Genomic DNA, 26,764 nt, shown 5'->3' with positions numbered 1-26,764 from the left:
GAAGCGAAGCCGATGGCAGGTCGCGGAGACAATTCCAAGGGAAAGCCCGCCGGTCCGGTCGATACCGAACCGATGCGGCGGGCGATAACCGGCTGCGTGCGGTCGATCGCGGGCAATGGCGAGGTGGAGGTTTCCTTCGCCAACGAACGTCCGGGGCTCGCGGGCGAGCGTATCCGACTGCCGGAAATCTCCAAGCGACCCACGGCGCATGAACTCGCCGTGACGCGGGGCCTGGGCGATTCCATGGCTCTGCGTATCGCCTGCCATGATACCAATGTTCACGCCAACCTTGCGCCGCAGGGTTCGGATGCCCGCGCCGTCTTCGATGCGGTCGAGCAGGCGCGGGTCGAATCGATCGGTGCACTGCGCATGGCAGGCGTCGCCGCCAACCTCCAGTCGGTGCAGGAAGAAAAATACGCCAAGGCGAATTTTTCCGGCATCGAGCGGCAGGAAGAAGCGCCGATCGGTGAGGCCATGGCCATGCTGGTGCGCGAAAAGCTGACCGGCCAGAAGCCGCCGGCAAGCGCCGGCAAGGTGCTCGATCTGTGGCGCCCGTTCATCGAGGACAAGGCGACCGGCGATCTCGACAACCTGAAAAACGTGATCGAGGACCAGCAGGCCTTCGCCAAGCTCGTCCGCCACATGCTGTCGTCCATGCAAATGGCCGAGGATCTGGCAAACGACGATAACGAGCCGGAAGAGATCGAGAACCAGAGCGAGGAAGAGCAGCCGAGCAGCGGCGAGACCGAGAACGAAGAGGTCGAGGAAGAAGCTGGATCCGACGCGGCCCCCGCCGAGCAGAGCGATGCGGCCGACGAGGAGATGGACGAAGGCGAGATGGATGGCGCCGAAATGTCGGACGATGAAATGTCCGACGAAGCCGATGACCATTCCGAAACGCCCGGCGAAACCCGCCGCCCGAACAGTCCGTTCGATGATTTCAACGAGAAGGTGGATTACCACATCTTCACGGAGGAATTCGACGAGGAGATCACTGCCGAGGAGCTTTGCGACGAAGCGGAACTCGACCGGTTGCGAGCTTTCCTCGACAAGCAGCTTGCGCATCTGCAGGGTGCCGTCGGGCGTCTTGCCAACCGTCTTCAGCGCCGCCTGATGGCGCAGCAGAACCGCTCCTGGGATTTCGACCTGGAAGAGGGGTATCTCGATCCGGCCCGCCTGGTGCGCCTGATCATCGACCCGATGCAGCCGCTGTCCTTCAAGAAGGAACGCGACACCCAGTTCCGCGATACGGTCGTGACTTTGGTCATCGACAATTCCGGTTCGATGCGCGGTCGGCCGATCACGGTTGCCGCCTCCTGCGCCGACATTCTGGCGCGCACGCTGGAGCGTTGCGGCGTCAAGGTCGAAATCCTCGGCTTTACCACCAAGGCGTGGAAGGGCGGGCAGGCGCGCGAGAACTGGCTGGCAAGCGGCAAGCCCGCAGCGCCCGGCCGTCTCAATGATCTGCGCCACATCATCTACAAGTCGGCCGACGCGCCATGGCGTCGTTCACGCCGCAACCTCGGCCTGATGATGCGCGAAGGGCTGCTCAAGGAAAACATCGACGGTGAGGCCCTGATGTGGGCGCATCAGCGCCTGATCAACCGGCCGGAGCAGCGCAAGATCCTGATGATGATCTCGGACGGTGCGCCGGTCGACGATTCGACGCTGTCGGTCAATCCGGGCAATTATCTCGAGCGGCATTTGCGTGCCGTGATCGAGCAGATCGAGACCAAGTCACCGGTGGAACTGCTGGCGATCGGCATCGGCCATGACGTGACGCGTTATTATCGCAATGCCGTGACGATCGTCGATGCCGACGAACTTGCCGGTGCGATGACCGAGCAGCTTGCCGAGTTGTTTGCCGACAAGGCTGCCGGCGGTCGCTCTTCTCGTGGCGGCCGTATGCGTCGGGCCGGTTGAGGTCTCCGTTGAAATTATCCCGCCTTCTTCTGGCCGGTGTCGTCCTCGTGACGATGCCGGTCGCTACTTTTGCCCAGACTGCGGTGCAGATCACGGCAAAGCCTATCTCGCAGTTCAAGCCGGGATCGGATCAGACGGTTTTCGGGCCGCTGGAATTTATCGGCGGCATCGAGTTCCGCTCCGATGACAGTCGCGTCCAGTCACTGTCCAGCATCCGGTTTCGTCCGGATGGCACACATTTCGTCTCCGTTCTCGATACGGGCGAGTGGCTGACCGGGCAGATCGCGCGGGATGCGTCAGGCAGGCTGTCTGGGCTCTCCGGTGTCGCTGTCAGCCCCATCCTCATGCGCAATGGCCGCGCCGGCTCCAAGGCCGCCGCGGATGCGGAAGGGTTGGCGTTGCGGGATGGCGAGGCCTTTGTCAGTTTCGAACAGCAGCACAGGGTCGATGCCTACCCGGATCCCGGCTTCGAAGTTGCGAAGCCTTCGCGCAACGTGAATTTCCTCATCCCTCGACATGAGCTTCGACGAAACGCAGGGATCGAAACTCTTGTCGCATCGCCATCTTCCAGCTCGCTACAGGGCGGTCTCGTGGCTATCGCGGAGAGTAGCCGGGACGAGGCGGGCAATCTGCTTGCAGCCATCGTCGATGGTCCGTTGAAGGGGGAATTCACCGTTGTGCGCCATGATCCCTATGACGCGACAGATGGTGCTTTCTTAGCCGACGGCGACCTGCTGCTTCTGGAGCGCCGCTTCAGCTTCATCGGCGGGATGGGGATGAAGATAAGACGCATCAAGGGCGCGGATATCCGTCCGGGCGCGGTGGTCGATGGCGAGGTGCTGATCGATGTCGGGTCGGACCATGCGATCGACAATATGGAAGGCATCGATGTGGTTGCGGGACCGGATGGCAGTCCGCATCTAATTGTCGTCTCAGATGACAATGGACTTTTTCTCCAGCGCAATGTGATGCTGGAGTTCAAGCTCAACCAGTAAAAAAGGGAGCCGCCGGCTCCCTTTCTGGTCTGTCAGGCCGTCTTTGCCGCCTGCGGCATCGGCTTCAGCACGTTCATCAGCGCGCCGTAGGGTAACAGCAGAACCACGCCGACCACGACCTTGACCACGAGGTCACCCAGCGCCCAGGAAATCCAGCGCGGGGCTTCCGTTGCCAGAACACCAAGGATCGGGGCAGGTGCCACGGCGAAATCCAGGTTGGGGCCGATGAAGGCAAAGAGCGGCGAAAAGGCCAGCGAGAAGAACAATACGGTATCGAGCACCGTGCCGATCATCGAGGCCGCGAGCGGTGCCTTCCACCACGCCTTGCGACGCAGTTCGTTGAAGACCGAGATGTCGAGAAGCTGGCCGATCAGGAAGGCAGTGCCCGAGGCGATCGCAATGCGCGGTTCCGACAGCCAGAACGACAGGGCGACACCGACGACAAACCCGACGAACACGATGCGGCGGGCGATGGCCGGGCCGAACTGGCGGTTGGCAAGGTCGGTCACGAGAAAAGCGACGGGATAGGTGAAGGCGCCCCAGGTGAGAATATCGCCGAGCGCGATGCCCCACAGAGTTCCGGTCAGGTGGAACTGGACGAGGATGTTGGAGGCAACGACAATGGCTGCCATCGCGAGAGAGTAGATAAGGGTATAACGTGCTACTTGCATTTTTTTATCCTGGGGTATGCCACCAGTTGCGGAAAGCCCAAGAGAAAAGGCCTGCCCGGTATTATCCGGTCAAGCCTTCTCCAAAGCCGGTGAAGTATTTGGAAGCGCTATTAAGCGGCTTCTGCAGTCTTCTTGGCGATCTGGCGACGCAGCAGACGAGCGCGCATCGACAGTTCGGTCTCGTCGGACTTCAAGAGGAAGGCATCGAGGCCACCGCGGTGTTCAACCGAGCGGAGAGCGTGCGCGGAAACGCGCAGACGGAAGCGCTGGCCGAGAGCGTCGGAGATCAGCGTGACCTGGCACAGGTTCGGCAGGAACCGACGACGGGTCCGGTTGTTGGCATGGCTGACGTTGTTGCCGGTCATTACGCCCTTGCCGGTCAGTTCGCATACACGAGACATGGCATTCACCTTTGTTTTCTTCTGCAATCGGATGGTCATCCAGACAATGTCCGGCGCGCCGATCCAACTGGTCCTGATTGGAAAGTTGCGGTTCTATAGTCAGTGAGGCTCGGTACGTCAAGCCAAAACCTTGGCTATCGGATAGCTTTGCACCGCAGCTAACTGCAAGCTTGGCTATTTTCTTGCCATGATGCGCCTCTTATATCGCATCATTGGAATTCTCAAACCCGTGCAGGCAAACCATGTTTTCATTTCTCCGCCCGCTTGCGGGAGTTGTTTTTCTCTTCGCCTCAAGCGCCACGCCCGCCCTGTCCGCCGATAAACATGTCACCGACTACGACATAACCCTCGGCATCCTGCCGATCGGCACGGCAAGCTTCTCCAGCGAGTTCGACGGCAACGGCTACAAGATCAACGGCATCTTCAAATCCGGCGGCATCGTCAACATCATCAAGAAAGTGTCTGCCGAAACCAACGTGGCGGGGCGGATCGCAGGTGATCGGCTGCAGGCCGACCGGTACAATCTGGTCTACAAGCTGGGAAAACGGACGCGGATCTACGATGTCGTCTACACCAACGGCAATGTGACGGACACGACGATCACGCCGGCGCCTCGCCGCAAGGCGGAAAACTGGATACCGGTCACGCCGCAGGACCTGCGTTCGGTGCTCGATCCCCTGAGCGGGCTGATTTTCCCCGAGGGTGCGACGGTCTGCCCGAGCCGGGTCCCTGTCTATGACGGGGAATCGCGGATGGATCTGTTGCTGAAACGAGAGGGAACGAAGCCTTACGAGACGAAGGGCTTCAAGGGTGAGGCGATCGTCTGCACGGTCCGTTACCAGCCGAAATCCGGTTACCGCAAGGGACGTGATGATATCGAATATCTGCAGAAGACCCCGATGGAAGTGTGGTTCGCCAAGGCTGACGGATCGAATGTCTATGCGCCCATCTACGCTCGTATCCCGACGAGAATGGGACCGCTCTATATAACGGCTGCCCGATACGGCGGTTGACGCGCGAAGCCCGGCGCGAGAAGAGTAGGCCCAAAAATACATAAGAGGGGCCTTGCTTGAAAATTAAGGGTACTTTGATCGGCTTCACGGCGATCCTGATGTGGTCGCTGCTGGCGCTCATGACGGCCGCTTCGGGTAGCGTTCCGCCTTTCCAGATGAATGCGATGACATTCGCGATCGGCAGCCTGCCGGGATTGATACTGCTTGCGTTCAGACCTCAGCGTATCAGGCTGCTGAAACAGCCGGCAAAGGTGTGGATCATCGGGATTGCTGGTCTGTTTGGCTACCATTTCCTCTATTTCACCGCGCTTCGGAATGCGCCGGCTGTCGAGGCGGGGCTGATCGCCTATCTCTGGCCGCTGCTGATCGTGGTCGGATCCGCGTTGCTGCCGGGCGAAAGACTGCGCTGGTATCACGTCGCCGGAGCGCTGGCCGGGCTATGCGGCACGGTCGCGATCATCTCGCGCAACGGCGTGTCCTTCGACCAGTCCTATCTGCTGGGTTATGGCGCGGCTCTGCTCTGCGCCTTCACATGGTCGGGCTATTCGCTTCTGACGCGCAGTTTCGACCGGGTATCGACGGATGTTGTGACGGGGTTCTGCCTCGCGACATCGCTTCTGTCGCTTATCTGCCATCTGGCGCTGGAGACGACCGTCTGGCCGGCCGACGGGACCGAGTGGATGGCTGTCGTCGGCCTCGGCCTGTTGCCGGTGGGTGCAGCCTTCTATGCGTGGGACTACGGCGTCAAGAACGGCGATATCCAAGTGATCGGCGCCGCGAGTTACGCGGCACCGTTGCTGTCAACGCTCATCCTACTCTTCAGCGGTTTTGCGGAGCCGAGTTGGCGGATTCTCGTTGCCTGCGTGTTGATCACCGGCGGTGCGGCGCTGGCGGCAAAGGAGATGATCAAGCCGGCGCGTAAGGCTGAATCGCCGGCTGAATAAGGTTACGCGTGCGTCGGGTTCCAGTCCGGCGGCGCAACTTCGAAACTGGCGAAATCAAAGCCGGGCGCCACGGTGCAGCCGACCAACGTAAACGAACCGAGCGATTCGGCCGCCTGCCATGCGTTTGCCGGCACGACTGCCTGCGGACGCTGGCCGGCGGACAGATCTGTGCCAAGCCTCATCGTCTCGATGTCGCCGCCTCTGGAAATCTTCAGCAGCATCGGGGCGCCGGCGTAGAAGTGCCAGACTTCGGCGGCGTCGACGACCCGATGCCACTGCGACCGTTCGCCGGCCTGCAGCATGTAATAGATTGCGGTGGAATGGCCGCGCGGTGCGCCACTTTCGTCGCGAAAACTTTCGACATACCAGCCACCTTCCGGGTGCTTCTGCATGCCGAGCGTGGTGATGATGTCTTCAGCCGTCATGCCGTGCATCAAAAATTATCCTTGCGCTTGCGGATTTCGGCGAAGACCTCTTCGTTCGTCTTGCCCTCCATCAGCAGATTGCGGCGAATGGCCGGATCCTTGGCGCGCAGGAAAGGGTTGGTCTCCTTTTCCAACCCCATCATCGTTGGAATGGTGAATTTTCCCTCGGCGCGCAGTTCTTCGATCTGGGCGGCGCGGCGTTTCAAAGGCTCGTTGTCGGGATCGATCGTCAGCGCGAAACGAGCGTTGGACAGCGTATATTCGTGGCCGAAATAGATCGCTGTTTCGTCGGGCAGGCCCGCCAGTTTCTGCAGCGAATGCCACATGTCGGCGGCCGGGCGTTCGAACAGGCGTCCGCAACCAAGCGCAAACAACGTATCGGCGGAAAACAGGATTTTATCGTCGGGGAAATGGAAGCAGATGTGGCCGGCGGTATGGCCGGGCGTTTCGATGACGCGGACCAGATGTTCACCGAACTGGAATTCATCGCCGTCGGCCACGCTTCTGTCGAGGCCCGGTATCGCGACCGCCTCGTTCACCGGTCCGATGATCTCCAGCCCGAAACGCTCTTTAAGCGCCAGATTGGCTTCCACGTGGTCCGTGTGGTGGTGGGTGGTGAAGATGTGGGTGAGTTTCCAGCCGCGGCGGTTGGCCGCCTCGACGATCGTCTTCTCCTCCGGCGCATCGATCGATACCGTCAATCCGCTTTCAGGTTCGTGCACCAGAACGCCGTAATTATCGCTCCTGCAGGAAAAAACTTCGATTTCCAAAGGCTTCATCGGAATACACCTATTGCTCAATGCGTCTTGCGGAACAATGTAGAGAGAGGCAAGTCCCAGTCCAACCACCGAACACGAGCATTTTCATTTTGTCCGTCGATATTGTCGATCTTCGTGAGTTTTATCATTCTTCGCTCGGCCGTCTGGCGGAGCAGTCCGTTGCGATGGCGCTTTCCTCGCTCTGGGCGCGGCTGCCGGAGGAACGTCTGGTCGGCCTGGGGTATGCGGTGCCCTATCTCGATCGTTTCCGCACCGATACGGAACGCACCTTCGCCTTCATGCCGGCGGGGCAGGGCGCGGTGAACTGGCCGGTCGGCGAGCTTTCCTCAACCGCGCTCGTGTTCGACGAGGAACTGCCGCTGCCGGACAGTTCGGTCGATCGGGTGCTGATGGTGCATTCGCTGGAATTTGCCGAAAATCCGCGCGAGAGCCTGAAGGAGATCTGGCGCGTACTTGCCCCCGGCGGGCGGCTGGTCATCGTCGTTCCCAACCGGCGTGGCGTCTGGGCGCGCATGGAGCATACGCCCTTCGGCTCTGGGCGCCCCTATTCGCGTGGCCAGTTGACGACATTGTTGCGCGAGGCGAATTTTACGCCCGGAGCCTCGGCAGAGGCATTGTTTTTTCCGCCATCGAAAGTCCGTGCGGTGCTGAGGATGCGGCATGTTTTCGAGCGGTTGGGTCGGCGGTTCTGGCCGGTTTTTTCAGGCGTCATCGTCATCGAGGCGCAGAAGCGGCTTTATCAAGGCCTGCCGGTCGCCGCCCGCGCCTCGCGCCGTGTCTTCGTGCCGGTTATGGCGCCTCAAGGCGTGCGCACCACGCGCGACCATAATCAGGGCTGAAGGTCGAAGATTGCCAGCGGTTGTCCTTCCATCGCGAAGGGCACGGATTCATGCGTGTGGACGATCAGCCAGCGTCCGTCCTCACGGGCGAAGGCGACGGTCAGCCTGAACCAGAAACGGCTCTTCTGCCCGTCCTTCTTGGTACCGGCCAGCCATGCAAACGCCGAACACCAGGCGATGTCGCCACCCAGTCGCAGGTCCGTGTCGCGGATCTCGAATTCCAGTGGTCCATCCCAGGTGTCGAACCAGGCTTGAAGGCCGGCCCTGTCGTTTCCCGTCTCCTGCAAAGGAGGGGCAAGGGTAAATTGCCGGATCGTCGCGGACTGACAGCTAATCATTCCGTCCGCATCCTTCTCCCTCAAAGCCTTGATCCAGTCTTCCAGCAGGGCTCTGATATCGTCGTGGTCTCCGGTCCCGATAATCTCCTCCTTTGCGATGCGGTCTTCTGAAAGACGGTTTGCTGCCGATCGTTCCGACACTTGCTCTCGACAAGGATCGTTTTGCGCTTTAATCCCTCTCACATCTCCTGTCAGAGCAGGCATTTCCAAGAAGGTTGATCCGATGAGCATCGTTGTGAGTGAGCCCGTTCCGCGTCCAGGCATTCTGGATATCGCCGCCTATGTGCCCGGCAAGGAACATGCTCCCGGCGTCGCGCGCGTGTTCAAGCTTTCCTCCAACGAAACGCCGCTTGGCGCCAGCCCCAAGGCGATCGAGGCTTTCCGCCAGTCGGCCGGCCATCTCGAACTTTATCCCGACGGTCAGGCGCTTGTGCTGCGTGAGGCGATCGCTTCCGTACACGGGCTGAACGTCGCCAATATCATGTGCGGAAACGGTTCCGACGAGCTTCTCGGCTTGCTTTGCCACGTCTATCTCGGTGCAGGTGACGAGGCGATCATCACCCAGCATGGGTTCCTCGTCTACAAGATCCAGATCATGGGTGCTGGTGCTGCGGCAATCGAAGTGCCCGAGAAGGACTACACTGTCGACGTCGACGCGATCCTCGCGGCCGTGACGGAAAAGACCAAGCTCGTCTTCATCGCCAATCCGGGCAATCCGACAGGCACCTATGTCCCGGTCGCGGATATCCGCCGTCTGCATGCCGAATTGCCGAAGAACGTCATCCTCGTTCTCGATGCGGCCTATGCCGAATATGTCCGCAAGAACGACTACGAGGCCGGTATCGAGCTTGTCTCGTCGAGCAAGAATGTCGTGATGTGCCGCACCTTCTCTAAGGTCTATGGCCTAGCTGCGCTGCGTATCGGCTGGATGTATGGCCCGGCCGGTATTCTGGATGCATTGAACCGGGTGCGCGGCCCGTTCAACATGAACGCACCGGCAATTGCCGCCGGTGCCGCCGCCATCCGCGACCAGAATTTTGTCGACGGGGCGATCGAGCATAATCTGCTCTGGAAGGACAAGCTGGTTCACGCGTTCGAGACGATCGGTCTCAAGGTCACGCCTTCGGTCACGAACTTCGTGCTGATCCACTTCCCCGACATTGACGGCAAGCGTGCGCCGGATGCCGATGAATTCCTGACCAGCCGGGGCTACATCCTGCGCATGGTGAAAGGCTACGGCCTGCCGAATGCGCTGCGCATGACGGTCGGTTCGGAAGAGGCAAACCGCGGCGTGATCGAATCGCTCGGCGAGTTCATGGGACGGACATAATGACAGACGGACATTTCGAGCGGATCGCGCTGATCGGCATCGGCCTGATCGGCTCGTCGATCGCCCGCGACGTCAAGCAGCTTGGTCTCGCGAAACATGTTGTCGTGTCGACGCGCAGCGAGGAAACGCTCAAGCGCGCGGAAGAACTCGAACTCGGCACCGAGTACACAGCGTCGGCGGCCGATGCCGTAAAGGATGCGGATCTCGTCATCGTTTCCGTTCCGGTCGGTGCGTCCGAAGCTGTTGCGAAGCAGATCGCCGGCTCACTGAAGCCCGGCGCGATCGTCACCGATGTCGGTTCGACAAAGGCGTCCGTCATCGCGCAGATGGCGCCGCATATGCCGGACAACGTGCATTTTATTCCGGGCCATCCGTTGGCCGGTACGGAGAAGTCGGGGCCGGATGCCGGTTTCGCCGGGCTGTTTCGTGACCGCTGGTGCATTTTCACGCCGCTGCCGGATACCGATCCCGTTGCACTCGACAGGTTGAAAACCTTCTGGATGGCGCTCGGTTCGCGGGTGGACGACATGGATCCGCAGCACCACGACAAGGTGCTGGCGATCGTCTCCCACCTGCCGCATATCATCGCCTACAATATCGTCGGTACGGCCGACGATCTGGAGACGGTGACGGACGCGGAAGTGATCAAATATTCGGCTTCCGGTTTCCGCGATTTCACCCGACTGGCCGCATCCGACCCGACCATGTGGCGCGATATCTGCCTGCATAACAAGGATGCGATCCTTGAAATGCTGGCGCGGTTTTCCGAAGACCTTGCCTATCTGCAGCGGGCGATCCGCTGGGGCGAGGGCGACAAGCTGTTCGAACTCTTTACCCGCACCCGTACGATCCGCCGTTCGATCGTCGAGGCCGGACAGGATGTGGATGCGCCCGACTTCGGCCGCCATTCGCTGGATGCCAAGAAGTAAAGATAGCGAAGCCATTTTGTTTCGCGCGATTGCGGACGCAAAACCGCTGCACACTTTTGCTGCGATCGCTTAGATCGGCGGGATTTCGCCGATCGGGATCAGGCCGCCGGCAAACACCTTGCCGCGACGGATGGTGATGTCGAGCGAAGCTTTGGCTCCGCCGCCGAGCGCCTGCAGCATGTTCGCCGCTGTGCCGATGGTCGATTCGAGATCCGGAAATGCGCGGCTCAGGCTGTTCTGCCAGGCCGGAATGTCCTCGATCCTGAGTTTCAGCTTGCCCGACAGGCGCCCCCTGTCGTCGAAGGAGAACGGGCCTGATAGCGTCAGGACCTGACCTTGTCCGAGGTCGGCCTTGAATTCGCGCAGGTCGCCTTCGGAACCCTGCAGGGCAAGCCCGCTGCTGTCGCTTCCATCCAGAACGCCGGCGCGGCCTTTCAGCGTCACGTCGATGCTGGTGTTGGTCGCCGGCAGAAGCTGCGGCAGGCCCTTGGCGGTCGTGGTCGCATTCTGCAGCTCGATTGCGGCGTCGAGGTCTTCGCCGTTCTGGCGCAGATAGATTTCCGACTGGTCGGCCGTAATATCGAAAGCCTGTCCGCTGGCGGAGGAGGCGATGGTCGTCTTCGGCTTCTGGATGACCATGGAGGCGCGTTCGACCCCCTTCAGCTTGGTGACGAGGCTGGATTGCAGACTTTCCCAAGTGCTGGCGACGGACAGGCCATGGCCGGTGCGGATTTCGGATGGGGCATCGAGCTCCCAGACGATATGGCTCGGGTTATAGACCTGGGCTGCCGAGCGCAGCGTCCCGAAGCTCGCCGATATGCCGTTGACGGTGTCGTCCACATCGACCTTCGAGCAGAAAAGCCCGATGCGGAAGGGATAACCGCGATATTCGGCATTCTCGCAGGAGGCCGTGATGCCGGCATCAGTCTGGCTGCCGAGGAGAAGCAGCGTTCTTTCCCGCAACATCGATGCGGCATAAAACCAGCCTGCGGTATAGAGCGCTATGAAGAGCACGACGGCGCTCGCGAGGAGCCATAATTTGGTGCTGACGCCGGTTCGGCTTGACGCTGCCATCTTGTTCTCCCAATTGTGCGACGCAAACTAAAGCGATGGCATGGCGTGCGATATGGACGAATTTTGGGTCTTTGGCTACGGATCACTGATGTGGAATCCGGGATTTCCCTATGCGGAGCGGCAGGCCGCGCGGGTTCACGGGTTTCGCCGGTCGCTTTGCATCTGGTCCACGGCGCATCGCGGAACCGTGGAAAATCCGGGCCTCGTGATGGGTCTCGACCGGGGCGGATCGTGCCGCGGCATGGCGTTCAGGGTTGCCGATGAGGACCGGGACGATGCTCTGGATTATCTGCGCAAGCGGGAACTCATCACCAATGTCTATTTGGAGCGTTTCCTGCCCATCGGCCTGTCGGACGGGCGGCGTGTGCAGGCGGTAACCTATGTGGTCGACCGCCGTCACGAACAATATGCCGGCAGTCTCGGCGTGGAAGAGGCCGCTGCCGTCGTGCTGCGCTCGCACGGCCAGTCAGGACCGAACGACGCCTATGTGCTCAACACCGTTGCCCAGCTGAAGCAGATGGGCATTCGTGACCTCTGGCTGGAGGCGGTGGGAGATGCCGTCAGGCCGAAAACGGCTCAGGCCACAGGCTGAGCCCGCAACTCCGCCAATCGCTTGGCCGCCGTCGGCGGCAAAGGCAGGTTCGGGTTGGCCTCTATGGTCTCGATCAGAAGCTGGTCGCTTGCCGTTTCCAGCGTCTTGATCAGGTGGGCGTAAAAGGCATCGGGATCCATGCCGGGCTGGATCGCCGGCAGGATGCGGACCTTGAAGTGGCCGGGATATTTCACCAGCTTGCGGCGGCCCCAGAACAGTCCCCAATGGGCTACGACCGGCACGACCGGAACCTGCATGTCGCGATAGATGCGGGCAATGCCGTAGCGATATTGCGGTTCATCGCCAGGGGCGCGGCGTGTTCCTTCCGGATAGATGATCAGCTGGCGGCCATTGGCCATTTCCTGCTGGGCGCGTTTCATCACCTCGACCATGACCTTGCCGCGGGCGCCGCGATTGACCGGGATCATCTTCTGCTTGGCGATGTACCAGCCGAACAGCGGGATCCATGTCAGTTCCCGCTTGAGAATGTAGACCGGATCCCGCTGATGCGGCAGCAGTGCGAACGTATCCCATGCCGATTGGTGCTTCGGGGCGAAAATGCAGCCGCCTTCAGGAATGTTCTCGAGCCCCTCGATCTCGAAAGTCGCCCCGACGATCTTGCTCATCAGCCAGTTGACGGCTTTTGCCCATCCTTTCGGAACCCGCCAGGCGGCCTTGCGTGGCACCAGGAAATAATAGGGCGAACAGATGATCATCCGGACGATGAGATCGGTGTAGAAAGCGGTGTTGAACAGCACCGAGCGCAACAGCAGCATGTGGGCTTCCTCTTGAATACGCGTTGCCTACACGAGATCGCAGCTGGAAAAAAGAGTTCTCGAAAGGGGATCAGGGAGAAGAGTTTTGAGTTTTAGCGGGATCTTCTTCTGTCCGAAGCCCGGTCCAGCGGGCGACGCCCAGCCAGTCGCGGAACGAGGCGAGCACGACCTTGACGTATTCTGACAGCATGGTGCGCAACGTGTCGGGCTCTGCGAACCAGGCGCGACGGGTCAGATCCGCATTGATGACCGGGTAGGGGATGAATTCGGTCGCGGGATCCGCCCGACGTAGCTCGTGAAGACTGCGCAGCATGTGGTAGTTGTTGGTCACGACCAGCACGGATCGATAATTGTGATCATGGATCCAACGGGTGATTTCGTTGGCATTGCCGATCGTGTCGATCGCATCGTAACCGATATCGACGCAGCATTTGAACAGATCGGCGGATGCCTGGGTAGCCTTGCGGATCTGGGTCGGGGTGGTCGAAGGGTGGGCGCCCGAGATCAGCAACCGTTGACCGGCGCCATCACGCAACAGGCCGACTGCCTGCTCGATGCGAAGATAACCGCCGGTGAGAACGACGATGGCATCGGCCTTCACGCCATCGGGCGCGCGCAGCGACGTGACCGAATCAGCAAACCACAAAAAACCGCCGCCGAGAATGGCTGCGCAGATAAAGACCAGCATGATCAGCCGCCTTGCCAACCGCCGCAAGGCGCTTTGGCGCGACAACAGCCCGATATCTGGCCGACCCGGAGGGCGGTCTTCAGGCGTCCAGCGATTGCTCTTGCCGAATTTCATGATCCGTCATTAATCGCAGATTGAGGCGGTGGATAGTCCCCGAAACATTACCAAATAATATGACTATCTATCCTGATGCGGGCAGCCCGTCGGAGCGGGACGGATCGGAACGCACGAGGTCGATTTCATCGATCGTCCGCATCACGGTAAAACGGGCGGTCACGGTGGTCAGCAGGGCGATGACCAGCATGGTCGCGAAAATACCGAGGTAACCGCTCCATCCGATCGTAAACGATCCGAAAAGCGCCATTGCCTGCTCACTTTCCGGTGTCGCACGCGAATTTGACTGCCAGAGGCTGGCCGTTGCGAAAAGCAGTGCGGCAAGCACGCCGCCGACCGCGGAGCCTTTCAGGCTGATCTTGAGAAAATGCTTCTGGAATTCCCTTGCGACGAAGGTGCGTTCGGCGCCGACGAAATGCAGCACCTCGACGATACGCCGGTTGCCCGATAGTGCCCCCCGCGTGGCGAATATCACGGTCAGGATCATCGCTGTGAAGACTAGGATAAGCACGCCGGTTCCGATCCAGACGGTGGTGCGGGCCATGGAGACCAGCCGGTCGACCCAGGTGCGGTGATCGTCCAGAAATGCCTGCGGTATTTCCGTTTTCAGCAGTGCACGCATCCCGTCGAAATCTGGTGGATTGCTTTCGTCGATGGTGATGATCACGAGGCGAGGCACCGGCAGGTCATCTAGTTGCAGGTCCGAGCCGAGCCAGGGTTCGAGAAGTCGCGCCGTCGCCGCGTCGTCCATGATCGTGCCCGTGCGGGTGCCAACAAATGTCAGCGCCAGATCCCGCGCCCTCGCAAGCGCCGCATTCATGTCCAGCCCATCGGCCGGTTTGATCTGGATGGTGATCTCGCGGGAAATCTGGCTCTGCCAGCCGGCTGCCGTGGCGCGCACCATGCTGACGGCGCCGAGCGTGAGACAGGCAAGGAAGGCCATGATCGCGATGACGACCATCAGCGCGTTGCCCTGGATATTGGCGGGCGGCAGGATCGGGGCAGTGGGGCGGACACGCATTTCCGTGCGCCGTCGGGACTTGTCCTGACGCTCGGTATTCGTGGTCTCGTCCTTGGGAAGTTCAGGCTTCCCCACCCGGCCTGCCTCATTCATAGATGTCGAGCCGTCCTTCGGTCAGGATCATGCGCCGCGCATCGACTTGGTCCATCAGCGCCAGATCGTGTGTGGCGATAACGACGGCCGTGCCCAACCGGTTCAATTCGAGAAACAGGCTCAGCAGGCGGCGGGCCATCGGCGGGTCGACATTGCCTGTCGGTTCGTCTGCCAGCAATATCTCCGGGCGGTCCATCAGGGCACGCGCAATCGCGGCACGCTGCTTTTCCCCGCCGGACAGGATTGCCGGCAGAACATTGATCCGCTCGCCGAGGCCTACCCATTTCAACAGGTCGATCACATCATTGCGATAGGACGCCTCGTCCTTGCCTCTGACCCGCAAGGGCAGGGCGACGTTTTCGTAGGTGGTCAGGTGGTCGAGAAGGCGGAAATCCTGAAACACGATGCCGACGCGGCGGCGCAGCATTGGGAATTCGTCGCGCGGGATTTGCGACAGATCGCGTCCGAACATGCGGATGATGCCGCGGGTGGGATTGAGCGACATGAACAGCAGCCGAAGCAGGGTCGTCTTTCCGGCGCCGGACGGGCCGGTGAGGAACTGGAAGGACCGCTTGGGAATGTCGAACGTCATGTCCCGGAGAATTTCCGGGCCCATGCCATAACGCAGACCGACATTTTCGAAATGGATCACCGGAGACCTTGTCTTGGCTGTGTGAAGCTTTGAGCGGCTATCTCTTAACGCCGCGGGTAAACGAAGGGTAAATCAAGCAGTCAAAAGGGCGATTTTCAGGCCGAATTCGGAAAGCGTTAACCATATCAGTTTACGACTGGGGAGAGTTTGTTTCAATGCCAGACCTTTCGACCCGGATCAAGTCGATCCGGCGAGGTCAAGCGGAGAGGGCACCATGAGCACCTTCCAGGACCGTCGGAAAGCCCGCGACGATATGATGATCGACATCCTCCCGCCCGAGGATGATCAGCACCATGACAAGGGTAAGGTCATCCGTTTCCCCAAGCCATTTCCCCGACTGTGCGAAGTTGAGGATGCCCATTTCGTGCCGGTCCATGGCCAAAACCGCAGGCGTGAAACATCGGATGCTGCCGGCAATGACCGGCGCCCGCGAAAAGCCGCGGCTGCTGCACCTCGCGGAATAGTGATCAGCGACATGGCCGGCGCAATCGAGAAAAAGCTGCTGCGTCTGTCTCCAGACGCCTTCGTCGCGGTGGTCGCAAGCGTTGTCGTGACCGTGTTCACGTTGTTCGGCGGTTTCTCGCTGTTGTCCGGCGGGACATCGGCGGAGCCGGGGCCGGCAATCGACATCACCCATGTCACGATGACCCCGCAGGACGCCAATGGCATGCGGGTGCTGCTGATCAACGGGATCGTCGAGAACCGCACCGAGGGCCGCCTTGCCATGCCATCGATACGGGCAGAGCTCATGTCGGGCGAAACCGTGGTTGCCAGCACCTTGATCTCCACCGCCGCTTCGCAGATCGGTGGCCGCGAAAGCTACGGCTTTTCGGCCCGCGTACCCCATCCCGGTGGAAAACTTCCCGATCTGAGGCTCTCATTGGCCGGGCGCGGCGCCTAGCGCTTTCGTTCGCAGGGGCTGTCGTGCTATCGCGGCTATCTTTGATAAGACACGCAGGAGAGCCTCATGCCAGTCGTGCGCGGCAAGCAGATCGAACCGCTATTCACCGCCGAGCAGATTGCGGAGCGCAATCACGCCATCGCCGCCGAGATCGCAACCGGTCCCACCAAGGATCTGCTGGTCATCGCGATCCTCAAGGGCTCGTTCATTTTCGCAGCCGACCTGTTGCGCTCGCTGCATGAGACGGGCCTTGCCCCGGAAGTCGAGTTCATCACCCTGTCGAGCTACGGCACAGGCACGGTGTCGCAGGGTGTTCGCATCGTGAAAGATATCGACAGCGACGTGCATGGCCGCGATGTGCTTCTCATCGACGACATTCTCGAATCCGGCCGCACGCTGAAATTCGCCAAGGAACTGCTCTATGAGCGCGGCGCACGCAACGTCACGATCGCCGTGCTGCTCGACAAAAGCGTCAAGCGCAAGGAAGAACTGGAAGCCGATTATGTCGGTTTCGAATGCCCCGACTATTTCGTCGTCGGTTACGGTATGGATGCCGCTTACGCCTTCCGCGAACTGCCTTTCGTCGGCGTCGTCACCGGTGATGCCTGACGCCGGATGACCATCAGGGTGCAGGAATTCGCACCCTGGCGGTCGCAAGGCGTTAACCATCCAAACCCTCGAGGGGGGTGTCGTTTACTCCTCGAAAAGGAAAGTCTGGTCATTTGCTCCCGAATTGAAACACAGGGAGCGATGATCGCTATGGCCAGAATCCTGATTACCGAGGATGAGGAATCTCTCCGCCGCTTCGTCGCACGCGCATTGCGTCTCGACGGTCATGAGACCTTTGAAGCCGGTGATGGTGCCGAGGGACTGGAAAGACTCGACGAAGGCTCGTTCGATCTGCTTCTGTCTGACATCCGCATGCCGGTCATGGACGGGATCGAACTCGCCCACCAGGCCGCCGCCCGCTTTCCCGAGATGAAGATCCTGCTGATGACCGGTTATGCCGAGCAGCGGGAACGCGCCGATGATCTCGCCTCGAAGATCGTCGATGTCGTGCCGAAGCCGTTTGCATTGCCGGATATCCGCAAGGCGGTGGCAAGGGCGCTTGCCGGAGCTGCGTCGCAGGCTGCGTGAATATATGGACTGCAGGAAAATCCCCTCACCAACAAAATCTAAGACTTAGCCTTCGGCTAAGATCTTTATTTTGTAACCTCTCCCACAAGGGGAGAGGTAAAGCACACAGGGTGCCCCCCCGGCATCTCTCCCCTTGTGGGAGAGAAAGCGATTTAAACATCTTAGCTTCAGCTAAGTGTTAGAAATCGCAAGTGAGGGGACCAGCCGCTCCCAGCCTCACCTGATCTCCAGCAACCGTTCCAGATACTGCCTTTCCGCATCGCCCGACAGCGCACCGCCGAGTTTCTCGCGGATGGCGTCGAGGATTTCACGCGCGCGCTGGACGTCGATCTCGTCCGGCACTTTCACCTGATCGCCGAAGTCGGGGCCTGAGGTTGCGCGGGGGCGTCCGAGCGGGTCACGGCCGTTCTGGCCGCCCTGGTTGGCCATGCCTTCGCCCTCGCCATTCTGCTGGCCTTCCTGCCCCTGACCTTGGCCCTGCATGGCCTGCATCATCTGCTGCATCATGTTCTGGGCGCCCTGGCGCAAGGCATTGAGCGCATTGCCCTGACCCTGAACCGCCTGTTCGCCCTGGCCCTGGCCGAGCGCCTTGCCGGCACCACCCATTTCGCGCTCCGCCTGACCGAAACCTTCGCCCGGCTGCATGCCGAGATCCTTCAGGCCCTGCTGAAGTTCACCCAGCTTCTTGCCGAGACCTTCCTGCTGGGCGCGCAGGTTCTTCAGCGCCTCGCGCAGCTGCTCTGCCGTCATCTGATCGGTATTCTGCTGACCCTGCTGGCCCTGGCCTTGCTGGCCCTGGCCTTGCTGTTGTTGCCCCTGCTGGCCCTGCTGTGATTGCTGCTGCTCGCCTTCGCCCTGCTGGTCGGGATCGCCGCGTTGCATGCGGTCGCGAAGCGCCTGATCCAGTTTGAAGGTCTGGTCCATCAACCGCTGCTGCTCCTGCATGATCTCGCCGAGCTTGTCGATCTGCTGGCGCATTTGGCTGTTCTGCTGCTGTTGCTGCCCTTGCTGGCCGCGCTGCGGGCGACCGGCCTGCAGGTTGTTCATCATGCGCTGCAGCTCGCTCAGCATCTGCTGGGCGGCGTCACGGTTGCCGGAACGGGCCAGATTTTCGATCTGGTCCATCATGTTCTGCAGGTCGCGCTGGCGGATGACGTTCTGCGCCTGCATGTTCTGCTGAGCACGCGGCGCGTTCTGCATGCGCTGGGCCAGTTCCTTCATGTATTCCTGCATCGCATCGCGCATTTCCTGCATCAGGCGCGCGATCTCCTGATCATTGGCACCGTTCTGCAGCGCTTCCGAAAGATTGCGCTGCGCATCACGCAGGCGGCGTTCGGCCAGCGACAGGTCGCCATCCTCGATGCCAAGCGCGATTTCCCACAGATAGTCGGCGGTTTCCTTCAGCTGCTCTTCGTTGCGGGCAAGCTTCATGCGTCCACGCGCGGATTCGATCAGCAGGAAATGCGCGAGATTGGGGGTCGTTTCGTCCGGCCGAATGGTCAGTGCCTCGTTCAGGGCGATTGCCTTGGGCATCTGGCGGGTGTCGAGCGCAAAGACCTGCCGCTGTTCAGCAACAGCTGCGGCCAGAGGTTCGGAAAAACCGCGGCCGGGCAGGATCATTTCATGGACGGGACTGCGGCCCGTCTGGCCGGCGCCATCGGTTGCCACCAGCGTCACACGGACGCGCTTTCCGGCAAGCGGATGCTCGATCAGGCTGCGGCTGGTCAGGCCCTTGGCCTCCTGGCCCTTGGTCTGCCGCGGAAGGTCGAGCCTGTATTCGGGCAAGGGATAAAGCGGGGTTGCGGCCGGATCCTGCGGGCCTGCGGGCTCGATCAGCGCATGGGCCTCGCGAATGCCGTAGTCGTCCTTGGCCCGGAAGCCGATTTCCAGCGCGCCGTTGACCGAACGTTTCGGTTGGCCTTCGAAGGCGATTTCCGGCGGGCGGTCGGGAATGACGTTGAAGGTCCAACTCTGGCCGTTGACGGAAAGATTGCCGCTTTCGCCGACCGACATGGCATAGGTGCGCGGGGCAAGGGGCTGGTTGCCGCTTGGTGGCGTCTGGCTAGCCGGTGGTTGAGGCGCCGGGGACTGGGCGGATGGCGCCTGCGCCGCATTCTGGGCCTGCTCTGCGGCCTTCTTGGCGGCAGCCTTTGCTTCCTCGGTCTGAAGCGTGACATCCTGTTTGTTGGCAGTGGCGGTGAAAACCACGGCCTCCTCGCCCTCACCGCCGGTCACGCGCACAGTCAGCGCGGAGTTCTGCGGAATGGAGACAGTGCCGCTATTGTTCTGCGCCTGCTGCCCGGTGAGGAACACCGGCGCCCGGCCGGTATAGGAGGGAGGGGTCAGCCATGCGTCGATGCGCAGGTCCGGATTGATGCTGGGGGCCGGCGGTGCGGGTACGAAAGCATCGCCCAATGTGCCGCCATTGTTGGAGAAGGAAAAAGCAAGCGCAACCGTGAAAATGAGCGCCGGGATGGCGCGCAGGCCAAAACGGTCATGTTTGGCGATATCCGGCTGCGGCATGCCCGCGTCGAGTGCGGCGATCCGCTCGGCCATGCGGATCTGGTGTTCCTTCCACAGCGCGCGGGAGAAGGGCGTTTCGAATGCAGGTTCGTCCTCCTGCACGCCGACCGGCTGGTGGGGCAGGTTGTTGCGATCTTCGAGAAGACGGTCCGCTTCGTTGGCGCTCGGCCAGCGAATGCGCGCAAAAGGCAGGAGAGTGGCGAGCAGACCGAAAAGGAAGACGGTGAGCAGGATCCAGCGCAGCCAGTCCGGCGACAGGCGGAAAATCCCGAACCATGAGGCGGAGAAAAACAGGGCGACAATGCCGGCCGGTGCCAGTGCCAGGGGCAGGATGCGCTCGAAAAACAGCACGATCCGCGCGAAGGAACGCTTCAAGGCCACCCTGCGGGCAAGCGTGGGATGCGTCTCGAAGGCACCTTTGCGGGTAGAGCTCATGCGGTCCGTCTCCGATCGTGGCGGCGCAAACAAGCTCCTAAGATAACAGTCTTTGTGGCGAAGACGAGGGCAGGCATGTGCCGGCCCCCATATTTTAGGCAGTTTCCCGCAAAAGTGAATGTCGCGTCAAATACGCATCCGGGCGCGCATTCGGGCGTCAGCCAAGCCAGGCCGGCACGGAATCGAGGCCGATAAGCTCGTCATAGCTGCCACGCGGACGGATGACGTGGAATTCCGAACCCTTGACCAGAACTTCCGGCACCAGAAGACGGGAATTGTAGGTTCCCGCCTGAACTGCCCCGTAAGCGCCGGCAGAGGCAACCGCGATCAGGTCGCCCGGCTTCGGTTCTGCCATTTCACGATCGAGCGCCAGATAATCGCCAGTCTCGCAGACCGGGCCTACGACGTCGCCTTTGATACGCGGTGCATCGGCTGCCGGCACAACGACCGGGCGGATCATATGATAGGCTTCGTACAGCGTCGGGCGGATCAGGTCGTTCATCGCGCCATCGACGATGACGAAGGTCTTTTCCCCGGCATCCTTCACGTAGATGACCTCGGTGACGAGGATACCGGCATTGCCGACGATCAGGCGGCCCGGTTCGGTGACGATCTTGCAGTTCAGCGAGCGCAGCTGGCGCTTGACCGTTTCGGCATAGGCGTCCGGCAACGGCGGGGGCGTGTTGTCGTCCTTGTAGGGGATGCCGAGGCCGCCACCGATATCGACATGGTCGATACGGTGGCCGTCGGCGCGCAGGCTATCTACGAGTTCGCGCAGCAGACGGAATGCGTGCTCGAAAGGCTCCAGTTCGATGATCTGGCTGCCGATATGCATGTCGATGCCGGTAACGTCGATGCCGGGAAGTGTCGCTGCATGGGCATAGGCATCGCGGGCACGCTCATAGGCGATGCCGAACTTGTTTTCCTTCTTGCCGGTCGAAATCTTGGCATGGGTGCCAGCGTCTACATCCGGGTTGATGCGGAAGGAGACGTGTGCCTTTTTCCCGGCCTTGATGGCGCGAAGGTTCAGCACTTCCAGTTCCGGTTCGGATTCGACGTTGAAGCAATAGATGCCGGCTTCGAGCGCAAGATCCATCTCGGCAACCGTCTTGCCGACACCGGAAAACATGATGCGGCTGGCAGGAATACCGGCGGCCAGCGCACGGCGCAGCTCGCCGCCCGAAACGACATCGACGCCGGCGCCAAGCCGGCCGAGCGTCTTCAGCACAGCCTGGTTGGAATTCGCCTTCATCGCGTAGCACACCATGGCATCGACATCGGCGAAGGCTGCGGCGAACACCTTGTAATGGCGTTCCAGCGTCGCGGTCGAATAGACATAGAAAGGCGTTCCGACAGCCTTGGCGATAGCCGGAATGGCAACGTTTTCGGCGTGCAGCACGCCGTCGATATACTGGAAATGGTTCACGTCAGGTCTCGGAAATTACAGAAGCTTGTCGAGGATGAAGGGACGCTCGGCGACCGGGTCTTTCTTGGCTGCGTCCGATTTGCGAACGTTCTGCTGTTCCACCGGCGTGCTCGGGCGGTCAAGATCGCCCTTGCGGCCGCAGCCGACGACAACGACGCCGGCAAGGCTCAGCGCAAAGGTGATGCGGGCAAATTTGACCAGCGACTTCGACATTCTTTTCTCTTCTCCGGCACGGATGCTGACAGGCGGCGAAACTTTCATAGCGAAGTTCCGCGCGCTTGTGCAGTGATTATTCCTGCATCTGGCAGCGTTGCCAGATGTGGTGGCTCAGTTCCTGTTGCGCCAGTAGGCGATCTGCTTTCTGACCTCGGACGGTGCCGTGCCGCCAAAGCTCTGGCGGCTGGCGACGGAGGCATCGACGGTCAGAACGTCGAAGACATTCTGCGTGATCGCCGGATTGATCGCCTGCAGCTCTTCCAGCGACAGTTCGGCCAGCTCGCAGCCCTTCTTTTCCGCCAGCGCTACGGCATGACCGGTGGCGTGATGGGCGTCACGGAAGGGAAGGCCCGCCTCACGCACCAGCCAGTCGGCCAGATCGGTCGCGGTCGAATAACCGGAGCCGGCGGCGGCGCGCATGCGATCGGTGCGGATGGTCATGTCGCGCATCATGCCGGTCATCGCGGCAATCGCCAGTTCGAGGTTTTCGGCAGCGTCGAAGACCTGTTCCTTGTCTTCCTGCATGTCCTTGGAATAGGCGAGCGGCAGGCCCTTCATGATCGTCAGCAGCGCCACCAGCGAACCGTTGATGCGGCCGGTCTTGGCGCGCACCAGTTCGGCGGCATCCGGGTTCTTTTTCTGCGGCATGATCGAGGAGCCGGTCGAAAACGCGTCCGACAGGCGCACGAAGCCAAATTGCGGCGTCGACCACAACACGATCTCTTCGGCCAGACGCGACAGGTGCATGGCGCAGATCGCGGCAACCGAGAGGAATTCCAGCGCGAAATCGCGGTCGGACACGGTGTCGATCGAGTTGCGGGTCGGTTCGCGGAAACCCAGCGCCTTCGCGGTCATGTGGCGGTCGATCGGGAAGCCGGTGCCGGCAAGCGCTGCGGCGCCGATCGGGCTTTCGTCGAGATGGTCGATCGCGTGGCGCACGCGGGCGCGGTCACGACCGAACATTTCGACATAGGCCATGCAGTGATGGCCGAAAGTGACTGGCTGGGCCGTCTGCAGATGGGTGAAGCCCGGCATGACCGTTTCGGCATGTTCTTCAGCACGGTCGAGGAAGGCGGCGATAAGAGCGGTCAGCATGGCTTCCGTCTTGACCAGCTCTTCCTTCACCCAGAGGCGGAAATCGAGCGCCACCTGGTCGTTGCGCGAGCGGGCGGTATGCAGGCGGCCGGCGGCGGGACCGATCAAGACGCTAAGCCGCGCCTCGATGTTCATGTGGATGTCTTCGAGCTGCCTGGAGAATTCAAACCGGCCGCTCTCGATCTCTGACATGATCGTGTTCAGACCTTCGACGATCTTGCCTTTATCTTGGTGCGAAATGATGCCTTTTTCGGCGAGCATGGTCGCATGCGCGATGGAACCCCGGATGTCCTGGGCGAAGAGCTTCTTGTCGAAACCGATCGAGGCATTTATCTCCTCCATGATCGCGTCCGGCCCGGAAGCGAAGCGTCCGCCCCACATCTGATTGGAAGAGGTCGCGTCCTTCGTATCGGCCATGATGCTTAGTCCTGGAGTTAAATGATGACGCCCAAAAGACCGCTTGGTCTCCCGTCCGCCAAATTGATCGTGATTGCCGCCGTTCTCGGGATTTTCGCCGGCGCCGTGGCGGTATACGTGACGAGCATGGGGTCTGGCAATGGCATGGACGGACAACTGACGGCCTCTGCCGGGCAGTGTGACGGCGCCGCGGAACTGGCGAAGTCGGTCTCGGCCTTCTCGAAGGGCGAGGTGGCGGCGATGGCGTCTGCACAGCCGCCGCGTCCTCTCGACCTGGTGTTCAAGGGGCGGGATGGCCGGGATCTGAAAACCACCGATTTTGCCGGGAAGACAGTGCTTCTAAACCTCTGGGCCACATGGTGCGTGCCCTGCCGTGAAGAGATGCCGGCGCTCAATGCTTTGCAGACTTCTCTCGGCGGCAATGATTTCGAGGTGGTGGCGGTCAACATCGATACCGGCAGCGACCAGAAGCCCAGGAGTTTTTTCGAGGACTACAAGATCGACAAGCTCGGTTTCTACCGCGACAGTTCGATGGGCGTATTCAATGCGCTGAAGAAGGAAGGCCTTGCCTTCGGCCTGCCGGCAACTCTGATCCTCGACAAAAAAGGTTGCCTCATCGGCTCGATGAACGGCCCGGCAGCCTGGGACAGCGAGGATGCCAAGGCGCTTATCACTGCGGCGAAGGGGTCGTAATCCCTGCTATTGTATGGATGACGATGATCATCTGCAATGATATTATGGAGCCATATCTGGTGGAGTGGATTCATGACATTACAAATTCGCGATGAACGAGCCCGCGAACTTGCCGAACAACTTGCCAAGAAGCGCAATGTTACGATGACGGCCGCCGTGATCCAGGCTCTGGAAGAAGAATTGCGACGCGAAACTGCCAAGGCACCGCTTTCTACGCGGATTGCCGATATCGCAACGGATCTGAAAGCAGAGGCGGGGCCGAAAGGGCGTGCTGTCAGCAAGGACGAAGTCGATGGCATGTGGGGCCAGCCCTGATGTTTATCGATACTTCGGTGATTGTCGCTCTTCTTGCAGACGAAGCGGATGCCGCGGAATATGCGCAGCGCATCGAACAATCGGCCGGATGTACGACATCCGGGCTTGTCATTCTAGAAGCTTCAATGCGGCTCGCCACGATGCTGGATATCGATCCTGTAGCGGTCGAGACGCGTATCCGGGATGTGCTTGTCGCGGCTGAAATAGATGTGGTTTCGATCGATGGTCTGGTCGCAACAGAAGCTGTCGCGGCGTTCGCCAGATATGGCAAAGGCCGCGGCCACCCGGCTCAGCTCAATCTGGCGGATTGCATGTCTTACGCCTGCGCGAAAATTCATAACGTGCCCCTGATGTTCAAGGGCAATGATTTTTCCCACGCCGACATTGCGAAGGCTTGAGAATTACCGCGTCGGAACTGGAACATCACCGCGGTAATCGTAAAATCCGCGGCCGGATTTGCGGCCGAGCCAGCCGGCTTCGACGTATTTTACCAGAAGCGGGCAGGGGCGGTATTTCGAATCCGCCAGTCCATCGTAAAGAACCTGCATGATCGACAGGCAGGTATCCAGTCCGATGAAATCCGCCAGCTGCAGCGGACCCATCGGGTGGTTGGCGCCAAGCCGCATGGCCGTGTCGATCGCGTCCACCGAGCCGACGCCTTCGTAAAGCGTGTAGATCGCTTCGTTGATCATCGGCAGAAGGATACGGTTGACGATAAAGGCCGGAAAATCCTCGGACACGGTCACGGCCTTGTCGAGGGATGCGACGAATTCCTTGGCCGCCCGGAATGTGGGTTCGTCGGTGGCGATGCCGCGCACCAGTTCGACCAGCTTCATCACCGGAACCGGGTTCATGAAGTGAATGCCCATGAAACGCTCGGGGCGGTCGGTCGCGGACGCCAGGCGGGTGATGGAGAGAGACGAGGTGTTGGTTGCCAGCAGCGCTTCGGGCTTCAGCACCGGACAAACATGCGCATAGATCTTGCGCTTGACGCTTTCGTCTTCGGTGGCCGCCTCGATAACGATGTCCATCGCCGCCAGATCGTTTACGTCGGCCGAGCCGGAGATTTTCGAAAGGGCGTCGTTACGCTCCTTTTCGGAAATCTTGCCACCCGAGACTAGGCGGGAGAGCGTCCCGTTGATCGTTGCGAGCGCTGCCTGAACACGGTCGGGATCAAGGTCGTAGATTTGCACCTTGTAGCCTGCGAGGGAGGAAACATGCGCGATGCCGCAGCCCATCTGACCTGCGCCGACGATGCCGATATTGTTTAAGGCCATAACGCTCACTCCGTCCCTAAGGCTGGGTCACACTTGTCGCGTGCGCTCTTTATTTGAAAAATGCCGGGCCGCTTATCGCGGTCCGGCATTTTCTATTCGCCTGGCCATCATTTTGCCAGCTTTTTTCGCCGATGCGAGAAGGTGCGCGCTGTTAGAGCGCCTTTTCGAGCTTCGGCAGGATGTCGAAGAGATCGCCGACGAGACCGTAGTCCGCGACCTGGAAGATCGGGGCTTCCTCGTCCTTGTTGATGGCGACGATGACCTTCGAGTCCTTCATGCCGGCCAGATGCTGGATCGCACCCGAAATGCCGACGGCAATATAGAGCTGCGGCGCAACGACCTTGCCGGTCTGTCCGACCTGCCAGTCGTTGGGAGCGTAACCCGCATCCACCGCCGCACGCGACGCGCCGACGGCAGCACCGAGCTTGTCGGCAACGGGAAGGATGACCTCGTTGAACTTTTCCGAAGAACCGAGTGCGCGGCCACCGGAAATGATGATCTTGGCAGAGGTCAGTTCCGGACGTTCCGACGAAGCAAGCGCATCCGAGACGAAGCTCGAAACGCCCGGATTGCCGACTGCCGAAACGGCCTCGACCGAAGCCGAGCCACCTTCACCGGCGGCGGCGAAGGATGCCGTACGCACGGTGATGACCTTTTTGGCATCGCTCGACTGTACGGTTTGGATGGCGTTGCCAGCATAGATCGGCCGCTTGAACGTGTCGGCCGAGACGA

General features: G+C 60.7%; 30 protein-coding genes. 14 read left to right on the top strand and 16 right to left on the bottom strand.

The window, feature by feature from the left end; all coding sequences use genetic code 11:
* Positions 1-12 precede the first annotated feature (12 nt).
* Both cobT and FHP24_RS23440 read left to right on the top strand, forming a co-directional pair.
* Entirely contained in the window at positions 13-1,923 is a 1,911-nt protein-coding gene (gene cobT, locus FHP24_RS23445) for a cobaltochelatase subunit CobT (protein ID WP_139678672.1), read from the top strand.
* A gap of 53 nt (positions 1,924-1,976) precedes the next feature.
* Entirely contained in the window at positions 1,977-2,918 is a 942-nt protein-coding gene (locus FHP24_RS23440) for an esterase-like activity of phytase family protein (protein ID WP_139678919.1), read from the top strand.
* 32 nt (positions 2,919-2,950) lie between these two features.
* Here the strand turns inward: FHP24_RS23440 and FHP24_RS23435 are convergent, their stop codons facing one another.
* Entirely contained in the window at positions 2,951-3,589 is a 639-nt protein-coding gene (locus FHP24_RS23435; RefSeq protein ID WP_139678671.1) for a queuosine precursor transporter, read from the bottom strand.
* Between the two features lie 110 nt (positions 3,590-3,699).
* A complete protein-coding gene (gene rpmB / locus FHP24_RS23430) occupies positions 3,700-3,990 on the bottom strand; it encodes a 50S ribosomal protein L28 (protein WP_139678670.1) in 291 nt (96 codons plus the stop codon).
* A gap of 242 nt (positions 3,991-4,232) precedes the next feature.
* On the opposite strand from rpmB, the gene FHP24_RS23425 reads away from it, so the two are divergent.
* Both FHP24_RS23425 and yddG read left to right on the top strand, forming a co-directional pair.
* Positions 4,233-5,003: a DUF3108 domain-containing protein gene (locus FHP24_RS23425; RefSeq protein ID WP_139678669.1), complete on the top strand. Its 771-nt coding sequence runs from the start codon at positions 4,233-4,235 to the stop codon at positions 5,001-5,003.
* A 56-nt stretch (positions 5,004-5,059) separates the two neighbouring features.
* Positions 5,060-5,947, top strand: a complete 888-nt coding sequence (gene yddG / locus FHP24_RS23420; protein WP_139678668.1) for an aromatic amino acid exporter YddG — start codon at positions 5,060-5,062, stop codon at positions 5,945-5,947.
* A 2-nt stretch (positions 5,948-5,949) separates the two neighbouring features.
* Here yddG and FHP24_RS23415 read toward each other — a convergent pair whose 3' ends face one another.
* Together FHP24_RS23415 and gloB are read right to left on the bottom strand one after the other, a co-directional pair.
* Positions 5,950-6,372: a cupin domain-containing protein gene (locus tag FHP24_RS23415; RefSeq protein ID WP_139678918.1), complete on the bottom strand. Its 423-nt coding sequence runs from the start codon at positions 6,370-6,372 to the stop codon at positions 5,950-5,952.
* Between the two features lie 8 nt (positions 6,373-6,380).
* On the bottom strand, positions 6,381-7,151 hold the full coding sequence (gene gloB / locus FHP24_RS23410; RefSeq protein ID WP_139678667.1) for a hydroxyacylglutathione hydrolase: 771 nt from the start codon (positions 7,149-7,151) through the stop codon (positions 6,381-6,383).
* Positions 7,152-7,240: 89 nt separating this feature from the next.
* On the opposite strand from gloB, the gene FHP24_RS23405 reads away from it, so the two are divergent.
* A complete protein-coding gene (locus FHP24_RS23405) occupies positions 7,241-7,990 on the top strand; it encodes a class I SAM-dependent methyltransferase (RefSeq protein ID WP_139678666.1) in 750 nt (249 codons plus the stop codon).
* On the opposite strand, the gene FHP24_RS23400 is transcribed toward FHP24_RS23405, so the two are convergent.
* Positions 7,981-8,469 (bottom strand): nuclear transport factor 2 family protein, encoded by a 489-nt coding sequence (locus FHP24_RS23400; RefSeq protein ID WP_180356105.1) that lies wholly within the window; start codon positions 8,467-8,469, stop codon positions 7,981-7,983. The genes FHP24_RS23405 and FHP24_RS23400 overlap by 10 nt on opposite strands.
* A gap of 82 nt (positions 8,470-8,551) precedes the next feature.
* Between FHP24_RS23400 and hisC the strand changes: the two genes are divergently transcribed.
* On the top strand, positions 8,552-9,658 hold the full coding sequence (gene hisC, locus FHP24_RS23395) for a histidinol-phosphate transaminase (RefSeq protein ID WP_139678664.1): 1,107 nt from the start codon (positions 8,552-8,554) through the stop codon (positions 9,656-9,658).
* The gene (locus tag FHP24_RS23390) at positions 9,658-10,587 is read left to right on the top strand and encodes a prephenate/arogenate dehydrogenase family protein (RefSeq protein ID WP_139678663.1); all 930 of its coding nucleotides are present in this window, start codon (positions 9,658-9,660) and stop codon (positions 10,585-10,587) included. The genes hisC and FHP24_RS23390 overlap by 1 nt, the downstream gene beginning before the upstream one ends.
* Before the next feature lie 69 nt (positions 10,588-10,656).
* Here FHP24_RS23390 and FHP24_RS23385 read toward each other — a convergent pair whose 3' ends face one another.
* Positions 10,657-11,661, bottom strand: a complete 1,005-nt coding sequence (locus tag FHP24_RS23385; RefSeq protein ID WP_139678662.1) for a DUF2125 domain-containing protein — start codon at positions 11,659-11,661, stop codon at positions 10,657-10,659.
* A gap of 52 nt (positions 11,662-11,713) precedes the next feature.
* Here FHP24_RS23385 and FHP24_RS23380 point away from each other — a divergent pair, with 52 nt between their 5' ends.
* Positions 11,714-12,253: a gamma-glutamylcyclotransferase gene (locus FHP24_RS23380; RefSeq protein WP_139678661.1), complete on the top strand. Its 540-nt coding sequence runs from the start codon at positions 11,714-11,716 to the stop codon at positions 12,251-12,253.
* On the opposite strand, the gene FHP24_RS23375 is transcribed toward FHP24_RS23380, so the two are convergent.
* The 4 genes from FHP24_RS23375 to ftsE all read right to left on the bottom strand — a co-directional run bounded on the left by FHP24_RS23375 (position 12,238) and on the right by ftsE (position 15,597).
* A complete protein-coding gene (locus tag FHP24_RS23375; RefSeq protein ID WP_139678660.1) occupies positions 12,238-13,029 on the bottom strand; it encodes a lysophospholipid acyltransferase family protein in 792 nt (263 codons plus the stop codon). The two genes, FHP24_RS23380 and FHP24_RS23375, sit on opposite strands and share 16 nt — an antisense overlap.
* A gap of 70 nt (positions 13,030-13,099) precedes the next feature.
* Positions 13,100-13,831, bottom strand: a complete 732-nt coding sequence (locus tag FHP24_RS23370; RefSeq protein WP_139678659.1) for a YdcF family protein — start codon at positions 13,829-13,831, stop codon at positions 13,100-13,102.
* A 67-nt stretch (positions 13,832-13,898) separates the two neighbouring features.
* Positions 13,899-14,852, bottom strand: a complete 954-nt coding sequence (locus FHP24_RS23365; RefSeq protein WP_139678917.1) for a cell division protein FtsX — start codon at positions 14,850-14,852, stop codon at positions 13,899-13,901.
* 85 nt (positions 14,853-14,937) lie between these two features.
* Entirely contained in the window at positions 14,938-15,597 is a 660-nt protein-coding gene (gene ftsE / locus FHP24_RS23360; protein ID WP_139678658.1) for a cell division ATP-binding protein FtsE, read from the bottom strand.
* A 214-nt stretch (positions 15,598-15,811) separates the two neighbouring features.
* On the opposite strand from ftsE, the gene FHP24_RS23355 reads away from it, so the two are divergent.
* From FHP24_RS23355 to FHP24_RS23345, 3 genes are all read left to right on the top strand, one after another.
* Entirely contained in the window at positions 15,812-16,498 is a 687-nt protein-coding gene (locus FHP24_RS23355; RefSeq protein WP_139678657.1) for a hypothetical protein, read from the top strand.
* A gap of 66 nt (positions 16,499-16,564) precedes the next feature.
* Positions 16,565-17,107, top strand: a complete 543-nt coding sequence (gene hpt, locus FHP24_RS23350; RefSeq protein WP_139678656.1) for a hypoxanthine phosphoribosyltransferase — start codon at positions 16,565-16,567, stop codon at positions 17,105-17,107.
* Positions 17,108-17,257: 150 nt separating this feature from the next.
* A complete protein-coding gene (locus FHP24_RS23345; RefSeq protein ID WP_139678655.1) occupies positions 17,258-17,635 on the top strand; it encodes a response regulator in 378 nt (125 codons plus the stop codon).
* 216 nt (positions 17,636-17,851) lie between these two features.
* On the opposite strand, the gene FHP24_RS23340 is transcribed toward FHP24_RS23345, so the two are convergent.
* From FHP24_RS23340 to argH, 4 genes are all read right to left on the bottom strand, one after another.
* The gene (locus FHP24_RS23340) at positions 17,852-20,593 is read right to left on the bottom strand and encodes a TIGR02302 family protein (RefSeq protein ID WP_139678654.1); all 2,742 of its coding nucleotides are present in this window, start codon (positions 20,591-20,593) and stop codon (positions 17,852-17,854) included.
* A gap of 157 nt (positions 20,594-20,750) precedes the next feature.
* Positions 20,751-22,019, bottom strand: coding sequence for a diaminopimelate decarboxylase (gene lysA, locus FHP24_RS23335; RefSeq protein WP_139678653.1), 1,269 nt, complete (start codon positions 22,017-22,019; stop codon positions 20,751-20,753).
* Positions 22,020-22,034: 15 nt separating this feature from the next.
* On the bottom strand, positions 22,035-22,232 hold the full coding sequence (gene lptM, locus FHP24_RS23330) for an LPS translocon maturation chaperone LptM (RefSeq protein ID WP_139678652.1): 198 nt from the start codon (positions 22,230-22,232) through the stop codon (positions 22,035-22,037).
* Between the two features lie 114 nt (positions 22,233-22,346).
* Entirely contained in the window at positions 22,347-23,747 is a 1,401-nt protein-coding gene (argH, locus tag FHP24_RS23325; protein WP_139678651.1) for an argininosuccinate lyase, read from the bottom strand.
* A 24-nt stretch (positions 23,748-23,771) separates the two neighbouring features.
* On the opposite strand from argH, the gene tlpA reads away from it, so the two are divergent.
* The 3 genes from tlpA (at position 23,772) to FHP24_RS23310 (ending at position 25,153) form a co-directional block, all read left to right on the top strand.
* Positions 23,772-24,440 carry a thiol:disulfide interchange protein TlpA gene (gene tlpA, locus FHP24_RS23320; protein WP_139678650.1) on the top strand — a complete coding sequence of 223 codons (669 nt, stop codon included), beginning with the start codon at positions 23,772-23,774 and terminating at the stop codon, positions 24,438-24,440.
* Between the two features lie 72 nt (positions 24,441-24,512).
* A complete protein-coding gene (locus FHP24_RS23315; protein WP_139678649.1) occupies positions 24,513-24,755 on the top strand; it encodes a type II toxin-antitoxin system VapB family antitoxin in 243 nt (80 codons plus the stop codon).
* The gene (locus FHP24_RS23310; RefSeq protein ID WP_139678648.1) at positions 24,755-25,153 is read left to right on the top strand and encodes a type II toxin-antitoxin system VapC family toxin; all 399 of its coding nucleotides are present in this window, start codon (positions 24,755-24,757) and stop codon (positions 25,151-25,153) included. The genes FHP24_RS23315 and FHP24_RS23310 overlap by 1 nt, the downstream gene beginning before the upstream one ends.
* A gap of 3 nt (positions 25,154-25,156) precedes the next feature.
* On the opposite strand, the gene FHP24_RS23305 is transcribed toward FHP24_RS23310, so the two are convergent.
* On the bottom strand, positions 25,157-26,032 hold the full coding sequence (locus tag FHP24_RS23305) for a 3-hydroxybutyryl-CoA dehydrogenase (RefSeq protein ID WP_139678647.1): 876 nt from the start codon (positions 26,030-26,032) through the stop codon (positions 25,157-25,159).
* A 151-nt stretch (positions 26,033-26,183) separates the two neighbouring features.
* Positions 26,184-26,764: electron transfer flavoprotein subunit alpha/FixB family protein (locus FHP24_RS23300; protein ID WP_139678646.1), on the bottom strand; the 581-nt coding region annotated here is incomplete at its 5' end.

Origin of the sequence: Aliirhizobium smilacinae (genome assembly GCF_006335145.1) — a bacterium.
GTDB classification, from domain to species: domain Bacteria; phylum Pseudomonadota; class Alphaproteobacteria; order Rhizobiales; family Rhizobiaceae; genus Neorhizobium; species Neorhizobium smilacinae.
Note: the sequence above shows the minus strand (reverse complement) of the source record. Positions and strands in the feature narration are given on the sequence as shown.

What these genes read in the sequence shown, in the direction of transcription:
- cobT (WP_139678672.1), top strand. Translation starts at nt 13, where the DNA reads ATGGCAGGTCGCGGAGACAATTCCAAGGGAAAGCCCGCCGGTCCGGTC.
- FHP24_RS23440 (WP_139678919.1), top strand. Translation starts at nt 1,977, where the DNA reads ATGCCGGTCGCTACTTTTGCCCAGACTGCGGTGCAGATCACGGCAAAG.
- FHP24_RS23435 (WP_139678671.1), bottom strand. Translation starts at nt 3,589, where the DNA reads ATGCAAGTAGCACGTTATACCCTTATCTACTCTCTCGCGATGGCAGCC.
- rpmB (WP_139678670.1), bottom strand. Translation starts at nt 3,990, where the DNA reads ATGTCTCGTGTATGCGAACTGACCGGCAAGGGCGTAATGACCGGCAAC.
- FHP24_RS23425 (WP_139678669.1), top strand. Translation starts at nt 4,233, where the DNA reads ATGTTTTCATTTCTCCGCCCGCTTGCGGGAGTTGTTTTTCTCTTCGCC.
- FHP24_RS23415 (WP_139678918.1), bottom strand. Translation starts at nt 6,372, where the DNA reads ATGACGGCTGAAGACATCATCACCACGCTCGGCATGCAGAAGCACCCG.
- gloB (WP_139678667.1), bottom strand. Translation starts at nt 7,151, where the DNA reads ATGAAGCCTTTGGAAATCGAAGTTTTTTCCTGCAGGAGCGATAATTAC.
- hisC (WP_139678664.1), top strand. Translation starts at nt 8,552, where the DNA reads ATGAGCATCGTTGTGAGTGAGCCCGTTCCGCGTCCAGGCATTCTGGAT.
- FHP24_RS23390 (WP_139678663.1), top strand. Translation starts at nt 9,658, where the DNA reads ATGACAGACGGACATTTCGAGCGGATCGCGCTGATCGGCATCGGCCTG.
- FHP24_RS23385 (WP_139678662.1), bottom strand. Translation starts at nt 11,661, where the DNA reads ATGGCAGCGTCAAGCCGAACCGGCGTCAGCACCAAATTATGGCTCCTC.
- FHP24_RS23380 (WP_139678661.1), top strand. Translation starts at nt 11,714, where the DNA reads ATGGACGAATTTTGGGTCTTTGGCTACGGATCACTGATGTGGAATCCG.
- FHP24_RS23375 (WP_139678660.1), bottom strand. Translation starts at nt 13,029, where the DNA reads ATGCTGCTGTTGCGCTCGGTGCTGTTCAACACCGCTTTCTACACCGAT.
- FHP24_RS23370 (WP_139678659.1), bottom strand. Translation starts at nt 13,831, where the DNA reads ATGAAATTCGGCAAGAGCAATCGCTGGACGCCTGAAGACCGCCCTCCG.
- FHP24_RS23365 (WP_139678917.1), bottom strand. Translation starts at nt 14,852, where the DNA reads ATGCGTGTCCGCCCCACTGCCCCGATCCTGCCGCCCGCCAATATCCAG.
- FHP24_RS23355 (WP_139678657.1), top strand. Translation starts at nt 15,812, where the DNA reads ATGAGCACCTTCCAGGACCGTCGGAAAGCCCGCGACGATATGATGATC.
- hpt (WP_139678656.1), top strand. Translation starts at nt 16,565, where the DNA reads ATGCCAGTCGTGCGCGGCAAGCAGATCGAACCGCTATTCACCGCCGAG.
- FHP24_RS23345 (WP_139678655.1), top strand. Translation starts at nt 17,258, where the DNA reads ATGGCCAGAATCCTGATTACCGAGGATGAGGAATCTCTCCGCCGCTTC.
- FHP24_RS23340 (WP_139678654.1), bottom strand. Translation starts at nt 20,593, where the DNA reads ATGAGCTCTACCCGCAAAGGTGCCTTCGAGACGCATCCCACGCTTGCC.
- lptM (WP_139678652.1), bottom strand. Translation starts at nt 22,232, where the DNA reads ATGTCGAAGTCGCTGGTCAAATTTGCCCGCATCACCTTTGCGCTGAGC.
- argH (WP_139678651.1), bottom strand. Translation starts at nt 23,747, where the DNA reads ATGGCCGATACGAAGGACGCGACCTCTTCCAATCAGATGTGGGGCGGA.
- tlpA (WP_139678650.1), top strand. Translation starts at nt 23,772, where the DNA reads ATGACGCCCAAAAGACCGCTTGGTCTCCCGTCCGCCAAATTGATCGTG.
- FHP24_RS23315 (WP_139678649.1), top strand. Translation starts at nt 24,513, where the DNA reads ATGACATTACAAATTCGCGATGAACGAGCCCGCGAACTTGCCGAACAA.
- FHP24_RS23310 (WP_139678648.1), top strand. Translation starts at nt 24,755, where the DNA reads ATGTTTATCGATACTTCGGTGATTGTCGCTCTTCTTGCAGACGAAGCG.
- FHP24_RS23305 (WP_139678647.1), bottom strand. Translation starts at nt 26,032, where the DNA reads ATGGCCTTAAACAATATCGGCATCGTCGGCGCAGGTCAGATGGGCTGC.